The following is a 15,917-nucleotide window of genomic DNA, read 5'->3' as shown; positions in this document are numbered from 1 at the left end:
TCGGGATTTTACCGGAATCGGGGGATCGGCCGCGGGCCGGTTCCCGCCTCGATTGCTCGGCCCAGCGCGAACAGGGTCGGCTCGGTATGGGCGCGGCCGAGTAGTTCTACCGACAACGGCCGGCCATCCGGCGCACACCCAGCCGGCACGACCAACGCCGGCCAGCCGCTGCACGCCGCCAGCTCCGGCGCCCAGCCGCCCTTCGGATTGTCCAGCGATACCGGCAGGACGGCCGAGGGCGGGTAGAGCAGCGCGTCGAACCGGTGCTCCGCCATCATCCGGTCGAGCGCGTCGCGCAGCCGGTCGTGGCGGCCCAGGATGGCGCTGCGCACCGCCGGGTCGCGGCGATTCGCACGCGCGCGCAGCACGGCATCGTAATCGGGGAGGAACTGCCCCCCGGCGATCAGCTCGGCCAGCGATACGGGCGCGGTGCCGCGCAGGAAATTGTCACGCAGATAACGGTCGAACGCCGAGCCGAACTCCTCGTCGACGATATGGTCGCCGGCCGGGATGACGGCGTCGGGCAGGGCAGGAGCGTCGGCCACCGCGACTCCGGCCGATCGCAGTGCCTCAATCGCCGTCGCCAAGCCGCCCGCGATCTCTGGCACCGTGCCTGACAGCTGTCGGACAACGCCGACGCGCAGGCCTGCAACTGTAGCGAATTGCATCGGCTGATCGGTGTTCAGGACGGCGAACAGCAGCGCGACATCCTCGACGCAGCGCGCGATCGCGCCGACCGTGTCCGTTGACGGCGCTAGCGGGGCCACACCCTCAGTAGACACGATGTTCCACGTCGGCCGCAGGCCCGCCAGCCCGGTATAGGCGGCCGGGACGCGGATCGACCCGCCGGTATCGGTGCCGATCCCCGCCAGCGCGAAGCCGGCGGCGACGGCGACGGCGGTGCCGCCGCTCGACCCGCCGGACGTCACGTCCGGTGCGAAGGGGTTGCGGGTGTCACCGCCCAGCGAGCTGCGCGAGCGTATCTCGAACGAGAATTCGGACAGGTTGGCCTTGCCCACGATCACCGCACCTGCCGCCGTCAGCATCTCGATCACCGGTGCCGTCCGCCGCGGCATCGCCCCCGCCAGCGCCCGGCACCCCGAAGTGGTCGGGGTGCCGTAAAGGTTGATATTGTCCTTCAGGACGATCGGCACGCCGTGCAGCGGGCCGCGCGGGCCGGCGGCATGGTCGCACGCCCGTGCCGCCTCGGCCGCGCCGGGCAGCACGCGCAGCATCGCCGCCAGCGCCCCGTCATGCGCGGCAATGCGCGCAAGCCCGTCGCGCATCGTAGCCTCCGCGCTCGCCGTGCCCGCATTGCAGGCGGCAACATACGAGCGGATAAGGGACACCCGCGGCGGTGCCGGTCAGCCTGCCGCGCGTTGCAGCGCGGCCAGCTTCACCTGTGCAAGCATCGACAGTTCGTCATAGACCGCCCACTCGTCGATGATCTTGCCGTCGCGAACATGGTAGTGGTTTACGCCCATTACGAACAGCGGATGCCCGGTCGGCGCGCCCAGCGGGCCATAGCCGAGATGATGGCCGTCCAGCGTCCAGCGCACGGCATATTTGGTGCCGCCTTCTTCGCTGTCGACCGAGCAGATGTGCTGCGGCACGAAATAGCCGTCAGGGATCAGCGCGACGAGCCGCATCGTCTGCTGGAGCACCGCCGCAACGCCATAATATTCGCGCATCAGCGGCCCGTGCCACTGGCAGTTGGGCGCATAGAGTTCGTGGATGCGGCCGAACATTCGCTTGTTGTAGATGTGGTGCAGGTCGCGCAGCAGTTGCGCTTCGCCGTCATTGTGCGCGATCGACACGTCGGCTTCGGTTTCCGGCGGGTACTGGCCGAGCAGTCGGCGATTTTCCACTACCTCCATGATCGGCTCGCCCGCCTCGAACTTGCGGACGGCGATGTCCTGCGCATAGGCATGGGGATCAAGGCCCAGCTGGATCACTGGCCCCATATTGTCGCGGACGATCCACTCCTTGTAGATCTTGTTCTCGACGATCATGCAGTCGGCGACGGTGCGCGTCAGGAAGGTGCGGCCGGTCGGCTTGCCGTACATGCCATATTGGCTGTGGCGGCCCTGCCCGTGCGTCATGTGGCTGGTGTAGAAACCCTCCTGATCGTCGCCGCGCCAGATGACCTGCTGCGCCAGGCCGCGGCGATCGGGAAATTCTACCAATCGCTGGATGGTGTCGCGGATGTGCGTCTCGCGATCGTACATCGTCCCCATCGTCGTGTATGCGACGCAATTGTGCGTGTAGTGGCTGTAGATCAGCCCGACGTCGCGCTCGTCCCAGATGCGGTGCGTGCAGCGGACGATATAGTCAACGATGTCGGTGTAGATGGGGTCGAAGCCGCGCATGCCCTGCACCCGCTCCCGATCGGTCGGAACCAGCTGGGTGAAATCGCGGCGCTCGACCTGCAGGACGGTGCCGGTTTCTTCCGGCGGCGTGGTCTTGGTCATGGGATCTCCTGTGCGGATCGGGGATGTGGGGAAAGGTGTAGCGGCGTGGTCAACACGCGCCAGCCAGCCAGCGACATGGCCGACGACGGCGTCCGGCGCTTCCAGCGGCGCGAAATGGCCGGCGCCGTCGATCAGCGCGAGCGTGGCGTCGGGCAGACCGTCGGCCAGCTCCCGCTGCAGCGCCGGCGGGGAGATCGCGTCCTCGGCACCCGCCAGCACCAGTGCTGGCATCATGAGCCGCGCCAGCCGGTCGCGCTTGTCGCTGCGCGCGCCGGCCAGCCGCTCCTGCGCGGCATGGACGATGGCGCCGACGTCCTCGGCCATCGCCGTCAGCAGGTGGCGCAGGTCGGCATCGTCGGCCCGCGCCGGCGCGATCGACCGCGGCCAGGCCGCTGCCACCGCGGCGGCCGGCGGGCCGGGGTGCGGCGGCGCATCGGCGGCGCGCGCGCGTGCGTTGCTGTCGATCAGCGCCAGCCCCGCCACCCGAGCTGGCGCCAGCAACGCCATCTCCAGCGCGATCAGGCCGCCGAGCGAAAAGCCGAGCAGCGCGAAGCGAGGCGGTGCCTTGTCCAGCAGCGTGCGGGCCAGCGTTTCCGGATCATCGCCATCGACCGCGAGTACCAGCACGTCCCGCGGCGCAAGCCGGTCTAGCAGCGGCGCGAACAGCCGCGCGTCGCAGAGCGTACCGGGCAGCATCACCAGCGGCACGGCGGCGACGTCGCGCGGCGTTGTCAGCGGTGGCCGGATCGGGGAAGTCACTGGAGGTTCGCCTGTCGCCTTGCATGCGGATCGTAGTTGGTCTAGCTGTTCTGCATTCGGATGCAAGAGCATTTCCTGAGACCCGGAGATGGACGTGAACTGGACTGAGGAAGCCATGAAGGCGAGACTGGTGCGCTATGCGGACCTGGTGCCGTGCCGCACCGCGTTCATCGACACCCGCACCCCGGGTTCGACGGAGAAGGAAAACTTCACGATCATCGGCGCCGGCGTGTCGGAGAGCGCCGACCAGCATGTTCACATCACCGAGCGACACGGCTTCAACATCGGTGCTGCGCGCCAGCCGTTCGGCTGCGTCAATTCTCAGCACAGCCACGACACCGCCGAGGTGTTCGTCGTCCATTCCGGCCATTGGCGGCTTCCGTTCGGCCCCAATAAGGAAGACGGGTCGATCGATATCGGGCCGGGCGACGTTGCATCGGTGCCGATCCACATGTTCCGCGGCTTCGAGAAGCTGGACGAGGGCGTCGGCTTTCTGTGGACCGTGCTGGGCGAGGACGATCCCGGCAAGGTAACGTGGGCACCAGCGGTGTTCGAGGCGGCGGCCGGCCATGGCTTGAAGCTGGCCAAGGGCGGGAGGCTGATCGATACGTCGCAGGGCGAATATGCGCTGCAAGATGTCGAGCTGGCCGAGGCCACGGGCACCGATGTCGCGGGCGAGCTGAAGACGCCGCCGATGGACAAGCTGCGCGAGTGCGTTGTTGCAGCCGACGCGATGGAGGGGAATCAAAATTCGCCGCTGGCTGCCAACGGCGTGGCCGAGGCGCCGGTCATCACTCCGAAATTAACTGGCGACGGCTTTGTTGCCGGGCCGATCGTCGGCTGGTGGCTACACGGCTTCAACCTTCGCCGCCTGACCCTGACGTCCGGCGCTTATGTGCCGCAGCATGCCCGACGCGAGGTCGAGGTGATCTTCGTCCACGCCGGGACGCTGGAGGTCAGCTGGGAAGGCGGCGCGATCGTCATGGGTGCGGGCGATACGCTGAGCGTGCCGATCGGCTTACCGCGCGCACTGCGAAATACTGCGTCAGTCGATTTGGTCGCGTTCGTCGTCCGTGGTGGCGATGCGCCCGCCATGCCGGAGTTTGTAGATTACTGATGAAGCAGCCCTGCCGATAGGGCGGGCACAAGCCGCGCTCGAAGTATCCGGGCAGTTTGTTCGACTACTGCAGCCTGTCGCCCGGATGTTCTAGTGCACCCCGCGGCATGTATCGCTCCAGCCCTGCCAGAACATGAACGAAAGGCAGAAGTTCGGTAGCGCGCAAGAGGCGTGAATGTCCGGAACTGGGTCAACGCGAACTACTCCCTTGCGGCTACGTGCCTGCCATCAATGCCGACAAGGCGTCCTTGGCGCTTTTACTCTGTGGATCGAGCTTAAGCGCTTGGCGGTAGCTTTCGACCGGTTCCGCATTCCGCCCCGCGGTCCGGTAGGCTTCGCCAAGGCTATCGAAAGTATTGGCTGACCGGGGATATCGCTCGATCGCCCATTGAAAGAACTGGATCGCCTCGTCCAGCTTGTCCTTACGTAGAAACTTGTACCCGAGCGTGTTGAAGGCGTCCTCGCTGAGGTCATACTCGGACGATCGCTCGTCCAGGCGATGATAGGCTGCGACCATCAGGCCGATCCCGTCGCGATAGGCTATGGGTGTCAGTAGGTCATCGATGCAGGACCGGGCGAGCGACATCGGCTTACCGTTAAGAACGTCAATCAGGTCGCGACTCATTTGAGCGACCAACAGGCCCTGCCAGTAATTGTCGAGTATGATCCTGCAGTCGCGAGTTTGTTCGGACCGCAGATAGCTTTGATAGCCCGGCACACTGCCGGTGTGTGACACGACCGGCAGCGACCGACCATTCGGCAATGCATAAGTATCGACGTTCCAATAGAAAATCTCACGGCCCGGCGGCAGGCGGCTCAGCGTTCCCCATCGGAAAGAAGCGCCTCCGGAACCGCATAGCCCCAGTCGACATATTTGCGGGCTATGATCTTCATGAAAGCCCGTATCTCCGGGGAGAAGTCGCCCACACGGTGACTCATGATGATGGGTGAGTGCGCGGGCTCGACCAGCTCGAGATACCTGACGTCATCCGCCCGCGCCTTGCGTACGGAATCGGGAATGACGGCGACGCCCTCTTCCGCGGCGACGAGGCCGATCGCGATCTGCAGCTCGCGGGCCTCGTGGATGACGTTGGGTGTGAGCCCGTTGTCGTGGAAGAGCGACAGCACCTGGTCGGCGTAGCTAGGACGCGGTGCGCTCGGATAAAGGATCAGTTTCTCGCGAGCCAGCGCGGACAGCGGCACCGCCGCGCCGTCCTTCCCCAGCGAACTGCTTGCCGGAACCGCCGCAATGAGCGGCTCGCGCCTCAGGACCGTCCGGCGCACCGCAGGGTCTTCAAAGCGAATCCGGCCGAAGCCGATGTCGATCCGATTCTCCTTCAACGCGGCGATTTGATCCAAGGTGGTGCTCTCGACAAGCGTCAGCTCGACATCCGGCAGCTCGGCGCGGAATTCACGAATCAATGCTGGAAGACGCGCGTAGATCGTCGACGCTACGAATCCGATCGTGAACCGACGCCGGTCGGTCGCGATCGCGGCCACCATCATCGCGCGCATGTCATCCAAGGGCAGCTTCACCTGCCAGTTCCACGGCTGGACGTTCAGCAACGCGGGCATTCGATCCTCTCCCCGGCGGCCCTTGACCGCCTTCTCGTCATCGGGACCACGTCCCGCCGCATCGCCGCTCTTCCGCGTATCGATGCCGGCAACGGTAGGAGGCACCATCCGGCGGCGTCCAATACAGATGCCGTATCTGTCGCATACCCGGCGAGTGTTGGCCCAACCGCCTCGTGGATGGTGCGCAGAGAACTCTACGGAACGAGCACTTCGAGAAACGCTGTCGATTATACCGTTTTAGTATCGAGCTTTCACCTGAATGGTGTTTGCGTCGCCGACTTGGCTACGGCTACTTCACCGTGATGGTCGAAAAGGCAGGAGAGCGGTGGTGATGGACAGCACGAAACTGATCAACGAGGACCAGCTTGGCGGCAAGGTGTTCACTGGCGTTTGGTCGACGCTCGCCAAGACCACGGAGGTTGAGGAACCGGCGACCGGGGCGAACCTGGGGGTGATCGGCATCGCCGACGCGGATGACATCGCCGCCGCGGCCGCCAGCGCCCGAGCGGCGCAGCGCTCCTGGGCCGCCGACACTCCCGACGTCCGCGCCGCCGTCTTTCCGAAGGCGATCCAAGTTGCAACCGAGCGCTGGGACGAGATCGTCGAGTGGATTATGCGGGAGAGCGGCTCGGTCCGTCCCAAAGCCGAGTTCGAGCTGTCGATCACGATCAAGTCGCTCCAGCTGGCGGGCGCGATGCCGCATCAGGCGCAGGGGCTGGTGCTGCCGAGCGAGCGTGGGCGTGTGAGCCTCGCCCGACGGCGGCCGCTCGGAGTGGTCGGAGTGATCGCGCCCTTCAACTTCCCGCTATACCTGGCAATGCGCGCGGTGGCGCCGGCGATCGCCGTCGGTAACGCGGTCGTGCTGAAGCCGGATCCCCGCACCTCCATCTGCGGCGGCTTCGTGATCGCGCGTCTCTTCGAGCTCGCGGGCCTGCCCGCGGGCGTTCTCCAGGTTCTGCCGGGACGCGGCGACGCTGGCGAGGCGCTGTGTCGCGATCCCAACGTCGCAATGATCCAGTTCACCGGCTCGACTGCCGCCGGACGCATGGTCGGCAGGACGGCTAGCGAGAATCTGAAGAAGGTGTCGCTCGAGCTCGGCGGTAAGAACTCGCTGATCGTGTTGGAGGACGCGGACCTCGAACTGGCGGCGAAGAACGCATCATGGGCGAGCTATCTGCACCAGGGGCAGATCTGCATGTCGGCGGGACGCGTGCTGGTCCAAGCGAGCATCGTTGAGGAGTTCGCCAAACGTCTCGCGGCGCATGCCGAGGCGCTGCCCGTCGGCGACCCGATGTCGGGGCAGGTCGCAGTCGGCCCGATTATTAACGAGACGCAGGTCGACCATGCTCGCAGGGTCCTGAACGACAGCGTGGCCGCCGGTGCGTCGGTCGCGGCGGGCGGCACGTCGGACGGGTTGTTCTTCAAGCCGACCGTCCTCACCGGAGTCACAAAGGACATGCCCGCCTTCAACGAGGAGATCTTCGGCCCGGTGGCGGTCATCGTGCCGTTCGACACCGACGACGATGCCGTGGCGCTCGCAAACGACACCGATTACGGCTTGTCCGCCGCCGTCATCACCCGGGATGTCGGGCGTGGCATGGCGATTGGCGACCGCCTCCAGGCTGGGCTGGTCCACATCAACGACCAGACCGTGAACGACGACGTGGTGAATCCGTTTGGCGGGGTCGGAGCGTCCGGGAACGGCACGTCGATCGGCGGACCTGCGAACTGGGAGGAGTTCACCCACTGGCAGTGGACGACGATCAAGGGCACGCCTCCAGCGTATCCGTTCTAATCGTCGAGTGAGGTTTTGCGGAACAGCGTTATTCTCGAAAGTAAGCGACGCGCTGCCGAAGCGCGTCGCGCGACGGCTTCCGGCATGTCGAGCGGATGACCGGTCGAACATTTCGACCGAGGAGCGAGTAAGAGCGGTCCGCTATAAGTTGGCTCGTCCGCGCTTGTTTCGTAACGCGTGATTAGACACCATCGGAAGCCGCCCTCGGCGTACGAGCCTGAAACCACACAGCTACTACGCCTTGGGCGCCACTGTCGCTAGCGCCCGTAAGAGATCCGTCGGCGATCGCTCGCCTTGCAGTGGCCCCGCAAAGTTCGATGCGCCTACGGGTCTGGCCGGCCAGCGGAAAAGCCTAATGCAACTTCCCTGGGGACACGGTCTGCAATTCAAGATTTGACGCTGCGGAGCGTGATCGTGAGTCTCAGGCATTTAATTCGTGATGGTGGCGTCGATAGGGTCGCCGCGCCGTGTCGAAGACGACTGCCGCCGATAGCGTGGTCAGCGCCAGCGTGATGGCCAAGGAGCGGCCGAGAGCGGCGTCGCTGACGAAGAGATAGTCGTTCAGCAACGCGGGCAGCAACGGTCCTAGCGTCAGCCCGCCGAAATTTGCGACGAGCAGGATCAGCGCCATCGCTTGACCGCGCACCTGATTGGGTAGCACCATCTGCGCCGCCGCGTAGCAACTACCCGCAGGCATCGCTAGCAGGAACACGCCGACGAACAGAATCCCCGCGGTCGCGTTTGCGGAGCCGAGTGCAGACAGCAACGTGGCGAAGACGAGGAAGCCGACAACCGAGCTCACTGTGGCGACCCATAGCGCCGCATCGCGATGCCCCGAACGCAAGCCGCGGTCGCTCAATCGGCCGCCGGTCAGCATCCCTGCGGTCCCGCCGATCAGGACGATCGCACCCATGACCAGTCCGGTGGATTGCGCCGACCAGCCGAACGACCGCCGCAGCATCTCGGGCGACCACAGCATATACGCGTAAAGCGCGATCGCCTGGAACATCAGGCCGATAGCGATCCCGGCCACCGCGCCGCGCCGCATGCCGATCTCGGCGATCACCTGGCGGATGGTCAGTACGGCGAGCGCGCCCTCCTGCGTCAGGATCGCCTTGCGGCGCGGCGGCTCGCGCAGGGTCAGCACCCACAGGCCGACGATGACGCCGGGCAGGCCGACCACGAGGAAGATCACGCGCCATGACGCGACGTCACCAAACAGCGGCAGCGTGACCAGCGGCGTCTGCGCCAGCGACGCGACCACCGCGCCGCCCAGCAATAGCGCCAGCCCCGAGCCGAGATAGATGCCGATGCCGTAGACGCTCATCGCCGAGCCGAGCTTGTCGTTTGGAAAGGAGTCGGAGATCGCGGAAACCGCTGCGGGAGCCAGTGTCGCTTCGCCGACGCCCACGCCCATCCGCGCCAGGAACAGCCCGGGATAGCCGCGCGCGACCGCGCAGGTCATCGTCATCACACTCCAGAAGAGCACGCCCAGTCCGATGATCCGCCAGCGCCCGACGCGATCGACCAGTCGGCCCAGCGGCAGGCTGACGATGCTGTAGAACACGGAAAAGGCGAAGCCGCCGAGCAACCCGACCTGGGTATCGCTGATCGCGAATTCGGCCTTGATGGGCCCAATCATCAGCCCCAGAATCTGACGATCGATGAACGCCAGCGTGTAGCAGATCGTCAGGACGAAGACAGTGTACCAAGCATAGGTCGGGCTCGGTGCCGCCGGGAGAGCGGACGGCGTGGCAACCGGCGCCGTCACAGCCGTTCGACGATCGTCACGTTGGCGACGCCCCCGCCTTCGCACATGGTCTGCAGGCCATAACGTCCGCCACGGGCATGCAGCGCGTGGACCAGTGTCGCCATCAGTTTCGTGCCACTCGCCCCCAGCGGATGGCCGAGTGCGATCGCGCCGCCGTTGACGTTCAGCCGGGCGGGGTCGGCACCTGTCGCCTGCGCCCACGCCATCGGGATGGCGGCGAAGGCTTCGTTCACTTCGAACAGGTCGATGTCGTCCAGCGACAGTGCAGCGCGCGCCAGTGCCTTGGCGGTCGCCGGGATCGGTTCCTCCAGCATGATAACGGGGTCGCCCGCCGTCACCGTCAGCGTGTGGATGCGCGCCAAAGGCGTGAGGCCGAAGCGCGCCAATGCCGCTTCGCTAACGATCAGCGCGCCCGACGCTCCATCGGTCATCTGGCTGGCGTTGGCCGCCGTGATGGTCCCGCCCTCGACCAGCGGCTTGACCGATCCGATCCCCTCCATCGATGCGTCGAAACGGACGCCCTCGTCCTGCGACACTAGCCCGGCTGCGGTGGCGACGGGCACGATCTCCGCATTGAACCCGCCTGCGGCGATCGCGGCGGCGGCGCGGCGATGGCTGTCGAGCGCGAAGGCGTCCATCGCCTCTCGCGTCAGGCCATATTTGTCGGCGACCATCTGGGCCCCGGTGAACTGGCTGAACTCGGCGACCTGAAAGCGGTCCTGGATCGCCTGGCTCCACGGGCCGGAGCCGATCCCGGCGTCGGCGTGCAGGCGGAAATTGGATCCCATCGGCACGCGGGTCATCGATTCGACCCCGGCGGCGATCACCACGTCCTGGGTGCCGGACATCACCGCCTGTGCCGCGAAATGCAGCGCCTGTTGCGACGATCCGCACTGGCGGTCGATCGTCACCGCAGGAACGCTGTCGGGCAGGCGCGACGCCAGCACCATGTTGCGCCCCATAGCGAAAGCCTGTTCGCCGGCCTGGGTGACGCAGCCGACGATAACATCCTCGACCGCCGCTGGGTCGATTCCCGATCTGTCCACGATGGCGTTGAGAACGGTCGCCCCCAGATCCGCGGGATGCACGTCGGCGAAGGCACCGCGACGCCGGCCTCCGGGCGTCCGCAGCGCCTGGACGATATACGCTGTGCTCACGACCCACTCTCCTAATTTCGTTGAAGACGCTTCGGCACCATTATCGGATGAGCCGATACGTCAACGATAACGTTGAATCTGTCAACACAGGCATTGACAAGCTGGTGTGCGCTGGTCAGTTTGATGGTGCGACGGGTCGGACAAGGCCAGCGCGGATAGCGAAGAGCTGATCAGGGAGAGTGGCATGAAGAGCGTTCGATCGCAGGCAATCCTGGCAGGCGGAATCTCGCTGCTGGCCTTCGTCGCCGCACCGGCGTGGGCTCAGGTTGCCGCCGGGCCAAACGCCACCGCGCAAGATCAGGCGGCCCCGGCACCCGACGCCGCTGTGCAGGACGACGGCACGACCGGCGACATCGTCGTCACCGCCCGTCGCCGCAGCGAATCGCTCAACAACGTGCCGGTCGTCGTGTCGGTGGTCGGCCAGGCGGAACTGACCAACAACAACGCCAACGATCTCAGCAAGATTGGCGAACTGACCCCGACCGTCATCGTTGGCGCGTATAAGTCGAACGGCGGTGGATCGATCGCGATTCGCGGGATCAGTTCGCCGGCCAACCAGGCCGGGTTCGAGCAGGCGGTGTCGGTGGCGATCGACGGCGTCCAGACCAGCGACGGCCGTATCGCCCAGCTGGGCATCTTCGACGTGCAGCAGGTTGAGGTGCTGAAAGGTCCGCAGGCGCTGTTGTTCGGCAAGAACAATACCGCTGGCGTCATCTCTATCGCGACCGCCGATCCGGGTGATCGGCTGGAGGTATCCGGACGGGCGAGCTATGAATTCGTTGGCGACGAACTGACAACCGAAGCGGCGATCTCGGGTCCGCTGGCCGACACGTTCGGCGCGCGCCTGGCCGTGCGGTATCGCAACCTCGACGGCTGGCTGCGCAACACCGCGCAGCCGATCGCCAACCCCTTCTATCGCGCCGCGACCGGTGCCCCGGTCGGCGCGGCCCAGTTGCCCGGCACGTCGGATACGCGGCCCGGCGACAAGGAGATCCTGGCGCGCCTGACGCTGAAGGGCGAGCCGGCCGACAATGTCACGTTCCGGTTCAAATCGTTCTACGCACACAACAAGGATGCAGGCCCCGGCACCGCGACGCAGAATATCGGGCCGTGTTCGGGGCCGAACCCACGGATGTACGGCATAGCCGATCCGGCGGCCGATTGCGTGGTCGACAACCGTACGACGATCGGCGACCTGGCACCGGCGATCGCCGCGACCTTCCGTAACGGTAACCCCGACGGGAAGGCGTTCGGCAAGCTGACCGTCATGACCCAGATGGTCGAACTCGGCTGGAAACCCGGGAACATAGCGATCGATTCGACAACTGGCTATAACTTTACCAAATACAAGTTCTTCTCCGGCCTCGACCAGACCAGCTATTCGCAGCTGGCGTTCTTCAACGAACAGCGCGCGGAGCAATTCTCGCAGGAACTGCGCCTGACTAGTGATTTTGCGGGTCCGTTCAACGTCATGGCCGGCGGCTTCTACCAGACGTCGCGGCTGCATGATAACAACGACGTGAAGCTGAACGATGGCAGCTACAACGCGGCCGCCAACCGGTTCGTGACGTATGAGGATCTGAACGTCCAGACCGGCAACACGCTGTCCGCATTCGCCCAGGCGATCGTCAAGCCGATCCCGTCGATCGAGATCGCCGGCGGCGCGCGCTACACTCGCGAACGCAAGACGTTCGACAAGCGAAACCTGTACGGCATCGGCACCTTCGCCACGCAAACCACGCTATATCCCGGATCGACCCAGCTGGGCGTGCTGCATGGCGAATTCGAGGACAGCAACGTGTCGCCCGAGGCGACCGTGACGTGGCGGCCGACGTCGGACCTTACGATCTTCGGCGCCTATCGCACCGGCTTCAAGTCGGGCGGCTTCGGGCTGACCAGCCCGTTGCAGACGGGCACGCGGATCGGCGACGCCGATTTTGGATCCGAAAAGGCCAAGGGATACGAGGCCGGCGTCAAGGGCCTGTTCCTGGACGGCAAGTTGCGGATGACGCTGGCGGCGTTCAGCTACAAATTCTCCGATCTGCAGGTGAATACCTATGACCCGGCGCGCGTCGCCTACACGATCAACAATGCCGGCACGGTGCGCCAACGCGGCGGCGAGGCCGAGCTGAATTTCGAGCCGAGCCGGTATTTCCGCGTTCACGGCGCGATCGCCTATACCCACAACCGATTCAAGAACTTCATCGGCCAATGTTATGGCTATGCCTTCCCGACCGGGACGGTCCGGGCGACCGCGGTGGCGCCGGCCAATTGCTCGTTCGTTAATGCCACCGCGCTGACGCTGCAGCAGGACTTCGGCGGCCGGGCTCCGGCGCGCTCGCCCGATTGGGCGGGCAATGGCGGTGCGGAAGTGTCGATCCCGCTCGGCGACTACAAGATCGCGCTGACCGGCGACGCCTTTTACAGCAGCGGTTACTATGCGGCCGAGACGATGGCACCGGCGACCTATCAAAACAGCTTCTGGCGCTTCAATGCCAGCGCGCGGCTAGCAGAGGTTGACGATCGCTGGGCGATCTCGCTGATCGGGCGCAATCTGGGCAATAAATACTATCTGCTCTACGCCGCCGACCGTACCGGTGGAGCAAGTGTGCCCGGTACGATCAGCGAACAGCGCGGCGTAGTCGCGCGGGGGCGCGAAATCTCGATCCAGCTGTCGGGCAAGTTCTGATGATCGCCGAACATCGCATCACCCGCGAAACGCCGGTCGGCTACGAACTTCAGCCGATCGCCAAGAAAGCGGCGATCCAGCTGATGGGATCGCGACTGTGGGGCCGTTTCAATCCAAACCACTGGGATCCGGTCTACGCCGCGCGGACAGGGCTGAAGGCACCGATCCAGACCGGCGAGATGTCGTCGGCCTATCTGGCGGAGATGTGCGTCAATCACTTCGGTGCGGCGATGTTCAGCGGCGCGCGGATCGTGTGCAAATATGTCGCATCGACGCTGGCGAACGAGGTCATCACCACCCACGGCGTGGTGCGCGAGAAGCAGCCCAAGGGCGATGGATATCGCTTCATCGTCGATGTCTGGACCGACAATGAAGCAGGCGAAAAGAAGACGGTCGGCTGGGTCGAGGTAGACGTCGATGTCTGAGGGAGAAACGGCTGTGACTGACGTGGCGACCGACGAACTGCGTCCGATGACGCCGATCCAGATCCAACAGACCCGCGATTTCATCGCTGGGCTGGAACAGGGATCGCAGACCTATTGGGATATGGTAGCGATCGGCGACGAACTGTCACGCGACCTGCACATCACGCCCGAGCTGGTGATCCTCTACGCCGACGCGGTCGAGGACTTCAATCCGTGGTACGAGGGGTGGCGGATGAACACCTGGACCATTCCCGGCGAATCGCCGTTCGGCGGCGCAATCGTGCCGCCGGTGCTCGTATCGCACTTCGTCCTGTCGGTGCAGTTCGACCACACCAAGCCGTTCGCAATCGGATCGATCCACACCTTCCACGACAGCGAGATTCTGGCACCGATTCCGGTCGGCGCGACGGTGCGGATCACGACGCGCGCGACTGACAAATATGAAAAGCGTGGACGGCGCTATGTGCGGCACGAGGTGACGGTGACCGACACGACGGACGCCACGCTTTACTTCCGCGAAACCCGCGACATCCTGTCGCTGTGATGGCGGTGCCGGTCGCCGAGGGGCTGTTCGAGACGGGCGATGGCGGCTCGCACCTGATCGGATCGCGCTGTGCGGGGTGCGGGACGGTATATTTCCCGCAGGCGCCGGGGTGCCGCAATCCGGCGTGCGATCATCCGGCGCTGGAGCGCGCGCTGCTGCCCGCCACCGGCACGCTGCTGAGCTATACGATCCAGCGCTACCAACCGCCGGCGCTGTTTCGCATCGACGATTGGGCACCCTATGCGATCGGGCTGGTCGACCTGGGCGAGGGCGTGGAGGTGATGGGGATGCTCTCGGGCTTCGATCTCGACGCGATCGTCATCGGCACGCCGGTGCGGCTGGTGACGAACGCGCTCTACACCGATACGGCGCGCGGCGCGGTGGAGACCTATATGTTCGAGATCGCGGCATGACCCGCGCGGTCTATGTGCTGGGAGCGGGCGCGCATCCATGGGGCAAATGGCCCGACAAGCCGCAGCTGCAACTCGCGCTGGAGGCGACCGGGGCGGCGCTGGCCGATGCGGCGCTTGGCTGGCGCGACGTGCAGGGGCTAGTCGCGGCGAGCTCTCGGTTCGAGGGCGGGATGGGGTGGGGGCTCCACGCCAACGAGGTCGCACAGGCGGTATCCGAACACGGGATGGCCTGTGTCAACGTCGGCGGCGCCTGCGCGGCCGGAGCGATCGCGGTCCAGACCGCCTATACGATGATTGCCAGCGGCCAGTATGATGTCGTGGTCGCGATGGGCGCGGAGCGGATGCCAAAGGGATTCATCCCGCGCCCGCCGGGCAGCCAGGACGACATCACCGACAGCGACTACCTGCGCTGGGTGGCGATGGGCGCGACCAATCCCGCCTATTGGGCGATCGAGGCGCGCCGCCGCATGCACGAGCATGGCACGACCGAGGAGACGCTGGCCCAGGCCGCGGTACTGATGCGGCGAAACGCGAGCGGCAACCGGCTGGCGCGGTTCCGCAAGGAGACGAGTGTCGGCGAAGTGCTGGCGTCGCCGATGGTCGCCGATCCGCTCCACCTGCTGCAGATCTGCCCGGTCAGCGACGGTGCCGCTGCCGTCGTGCTGGGCAGCGAGGCGTTTATGAAGCGCAGCGGGCGCAAGGCGGTCCGTGTTTCGGGTTGCGTCGCCGCGACCGGCCAGTTCGGTGATCCCGCACGGCGCATCCCGACCGTGTCGAGCACGGTACGGCCGGGAGTGAAGCATACGAGCGAGGTCGCGACCGCGGTCGAACGCGCATTCGAAATGGCCGGCGTCGGGCCGGGCGACGTGGATCTGCTCGAAATGGCCGACAATACCGCATGGCACCTGCTCGCCTGGCCCGAGATCTTCGGCTTTCACGAAGCGGGAATGAGCGACCGCCTGCTCGCCGACGGGCAGTTCGACATCGGCGGTCGCCTGCCACTCAACCCCAGCGGCGGCTTCCTGTCGTTTGGCGAAGCGACGACGGCGCAGGCGGTGCTGCAGGTCTGCGAGCTGACGTGGCAGTTGCGTGGCGAAGCCGAGGGTCACCAAGTCGAAGGTGCGAAGGTCGCCATGTCGGCAGTGCTGGGGCTCGGCGCCAACGGCGGCTCGGTGATCCTGACCGCCTGAAACGGAGAGAG

Annotated in this window: 13 protein-coding genes; 7 read left to right on the top strand and 6 right to left on the bottom strand. The window is 65.6% G+C overall.

Annotated elements, in window-relative coordinates; genetic code table 11:
* Window positions 1-8 precede the first annotated feature (8 nt).
* Both ACFSC3_RS18925 and ACFSC3_RS18920 read right to left on the bottom strand, forming a co-directional pair.
* Window positions 9-1,286, bottom strand: coding sequence for an amidase (locus ACFSC3_RS18925; protein ID WP_380941698.1), 1,278 nt, complete (start codon window positions 1,284-1,286; stop codon window positions 9-11).
* A gap of 78 nt (window positions 1,287-1,364) precedes the next feature.
* Window positions 1,365-3,230, bottom strand: coding sequence for an alpha/beta fold hydrolase (locus ACFSC3_RS18920; RefSeq protein ID WP_380941696.1), 1,866 nt, complete (start codon window positions 3,228-3,230; stop codon window positions 1,365-1,367).
* Window positions 3,231-3,324: 94 nt separating this feature from the next.
* Here ACFSC3_RS18920 and ACFSC3_RS18915 point away from each other — a divergent pair, with 94 nt between their 5' ends.
* Window positions 3,325-4,347, top strand: coding sequence for a cupin domain-containing protein (locus ACFSC3_RS18915; protein ID WP_380941694.1), 1,023 nt, complete (start codon window positions 3,325-3,327; stop codon window positions 4,345-4,347).
* A 214-nt stretch (window positions 4,348-4,561) separates the two neighbouring features.
* Here ACFSC3_RS18915 and ACFSC3_RS18910 read toward each other — a convergent pair whose 3' ends face one another.
* Window positions 4,562-5,110 (bottom strand): tetratricopeptide repeat protein, encoded by a 549-nt coding sequence (locus tag ACFSC3_RS18910; RefSeq protein ID WP_380941692.1) that lies wholly within the window; start codon window positions 5,108-5,110, stop codon window positions 4,562-4,564.
* Between the two features lie 53 nt (window positions 5,111-5,163).
* Window positions 5,164-6,030 (bottom strand): LysR substrate-binding domain-containing protein, encoded by an 867-nt coding sequence (locus ACFSC3_RS18905; RefSeq protein WP_380941690.1) that lies wholly within the window; start codon window positions 6,028-6,030, stop codon window positions 5,164-5,166.
* Window positions 6,031-6,253: 223 nt separating this feature from the next.
* Between ACFSC3_RS18905 and ACFSC3_RS18900 the strand changes: the two genes are divergently transcribed.
* Window positions 6,254-7,717, top strand: a complete 1,464-nt coding sequence (locus tag ACFSC3_RS18900; RefSeq protein ID WP_380941688.1) for a benzaldehyde dehydrogenase — start codon at window positions 6,254-6,256, stop codon at window positions 7,715-7,717.
* Window positions 7,718-8,138: 421 nt separating this feature from the next.
* Here the strand turns inward: ACFSC3_RS18900 and ACFSC3_RS18895 are convergent, their stop codons facing one another.
* Both ACFSC3_RS18895 and ACFSC3_RS18890 read right to left on the bottom strand, forming a co-directional pair.
* On the bottom strand, window positions 8,139-9,488 hold the full coding sequence (locus ACFSC3_RS18895) for a spinster family MFS transporter (protein ID WP_380941687.1): 1,350 nt from the start codon (window positions 9,486-9,488) through the stop codon (window positions 8,139-8,141).
* Window positions 9,485-10,645, bottom strand: a complete 1,161-nt coding sequence (locus tag ACFSC3_RS18890) for an acetyl-CoA C-acetyltransferase (protein ID WP_380941685.1) — start codon at window positions 10,643-10,645, stop codon at window positions 9,485-9,487. Before ACFSC3_RS18890 ends, ACFSC3_RS18895 begins: the two co-directional genes overlap by 4 nt.
* A gap of 184 nt (window positions 10,646-10,829) precedes the next feature.
* Here ACFSC3_RS18890 and ACFSC3_RS18885 point away from each other — a divergent pair, with 184 nt between their 5' ends.
* From ACFSC3_RS18885 to ACFSC3_RS18865, 5 genes are read left to right on the top strand one after another with little or no spacing between them, the layout of a single operon-like run.
* Window positions 10,830-13,334, top strand: a complete 2,505-nt coding sequence (locus ACFSC3_RS18885; RefSeq protein ID WP_380941683.1) for a TonB-dependent receptor — start codon at window positions 10,830-10,832, stop codon at window positions 13,332-13,334.
* Complete coding sequence (locus ACFSC3_RS18880) at window positions 13,334-13,759, top strand: MaoC family dehydratase (protein ID WP_380941681.1); 426 nt, start codon at window positions 13,334-13,336, stop codon at window positions 13,757-13,759. The genes ACFSC3_RS18885 and ACFSC3_RS18880 overlap by 1 nt, the downstream gene beginning before the upstream one ends.
* A 13-nt stretch (window positions 13,760-13,772) precedes the next feature.
* Window positions 13,773-14,303: a MaoC family dehydratase gene (locus tag ACFSC3_RS18875; protein ID WP_380941679.1), complete on the top strand. Its 531-nt coding sequence runs from the start codon at window positions 13,773-13,775 to the stop codon at window positions 14,301-14,303.
* Window positions 14,303-14,716, top strand: a complete 414-nt coding sequence (locus ACFSC3_RS18870) for a Zn-ribbon domain-containing OB-fold protein (RefSeq protein WP_380941677.1) — start codon at window positions 14,303-14,305, stop codon at window positions 14,714-14,716. Before ACFSC3_RS18875 ends, ACFSC3_RS18870 begins: the two co-directional genes overlap by 1 nt.
* Window positions 14,713-15,906, top strand: coding sequence for a lipid-transfer protein (locus ACFSC3_RS18865; protein ID WP_380941675.1), 1,194 nt, complete (start codon window positions 14,713-14,715; stop codon window positions 15,904-15,906). The genes ACFSC3_RS18870 and ACFSC3_RS18865 overlap by 4 nt, the downstream gene beginning before the upstream one ends.
* The last annotated feature ends 11 nt before the right edge of the window (window positions 15,907-15,917 follow it).

Source organism: Sphingomonas floccifaciens, from assembly GCF_042681125.1.
GTDB classification, from domain to species: Bacteria; Pseudomonadota; Alphaproteobacteria; order Sphingomonadales; family Sphingomonadaceae; genus Sphingomonas; species Sphingomonas floccifaciens.
Note: the sequence above shows the minus strand (reverse complement) of the source record. Positions and strands in the feature narration are given on the sequence as shown.

Coding starts and splice junctions, on each gene's coding strand:
- ACFSC3_RS18865 (WP_380941675.1), top strand. CDS start 14,713: ATGACCCGCGCGGTCTATGTGCTGGGAGCGGGCGCGCATCCATGGGGC.
- ACFSC3_RS18925 (WP_380941698.1), bottom strand. CDS start 1,286: ATGCGCGACGGGCTTGCGCGCATTGCCGCGCATGACGGGGCGCTGGCG.
- ACFSC3_RS18880 (WP_380941681.1), top strand. CDS start 13,334: ATGATCGCCGAACATCGCATCACCCGCGAAACGCCGGTCGGCTACGAA.
- ACFSC3_RS18905 (WP_380941690.1), bottom strand. CDS start 6,030: ATGGTGCCTCCTACCGTTGCCGGCATCGATACGCGGAAGAGCGGCGAT.
- ACFSC3_RS18870 (WP_380941677.1), top strand. CDS start 14,303: ATGGCGGTGCCGGTCGCCGAGGGGCTGTTCGAGACGGGCGATGGCGGC.
- ACFSC3_RS18885 (WP_380941683.1), top strand. CDS start 10,830: ATGAAGAGCGTTCGATCGCAGGCAATCCTGGCAGGCGGAATCTCGCTG.
- ACFSC3_RS18900 (WP_380941688.1), top strand. CDS start 6,254: ATGGACAGCACGAAACTGATCAACGAGGACCAGCTTGGCGGCAAGGTG.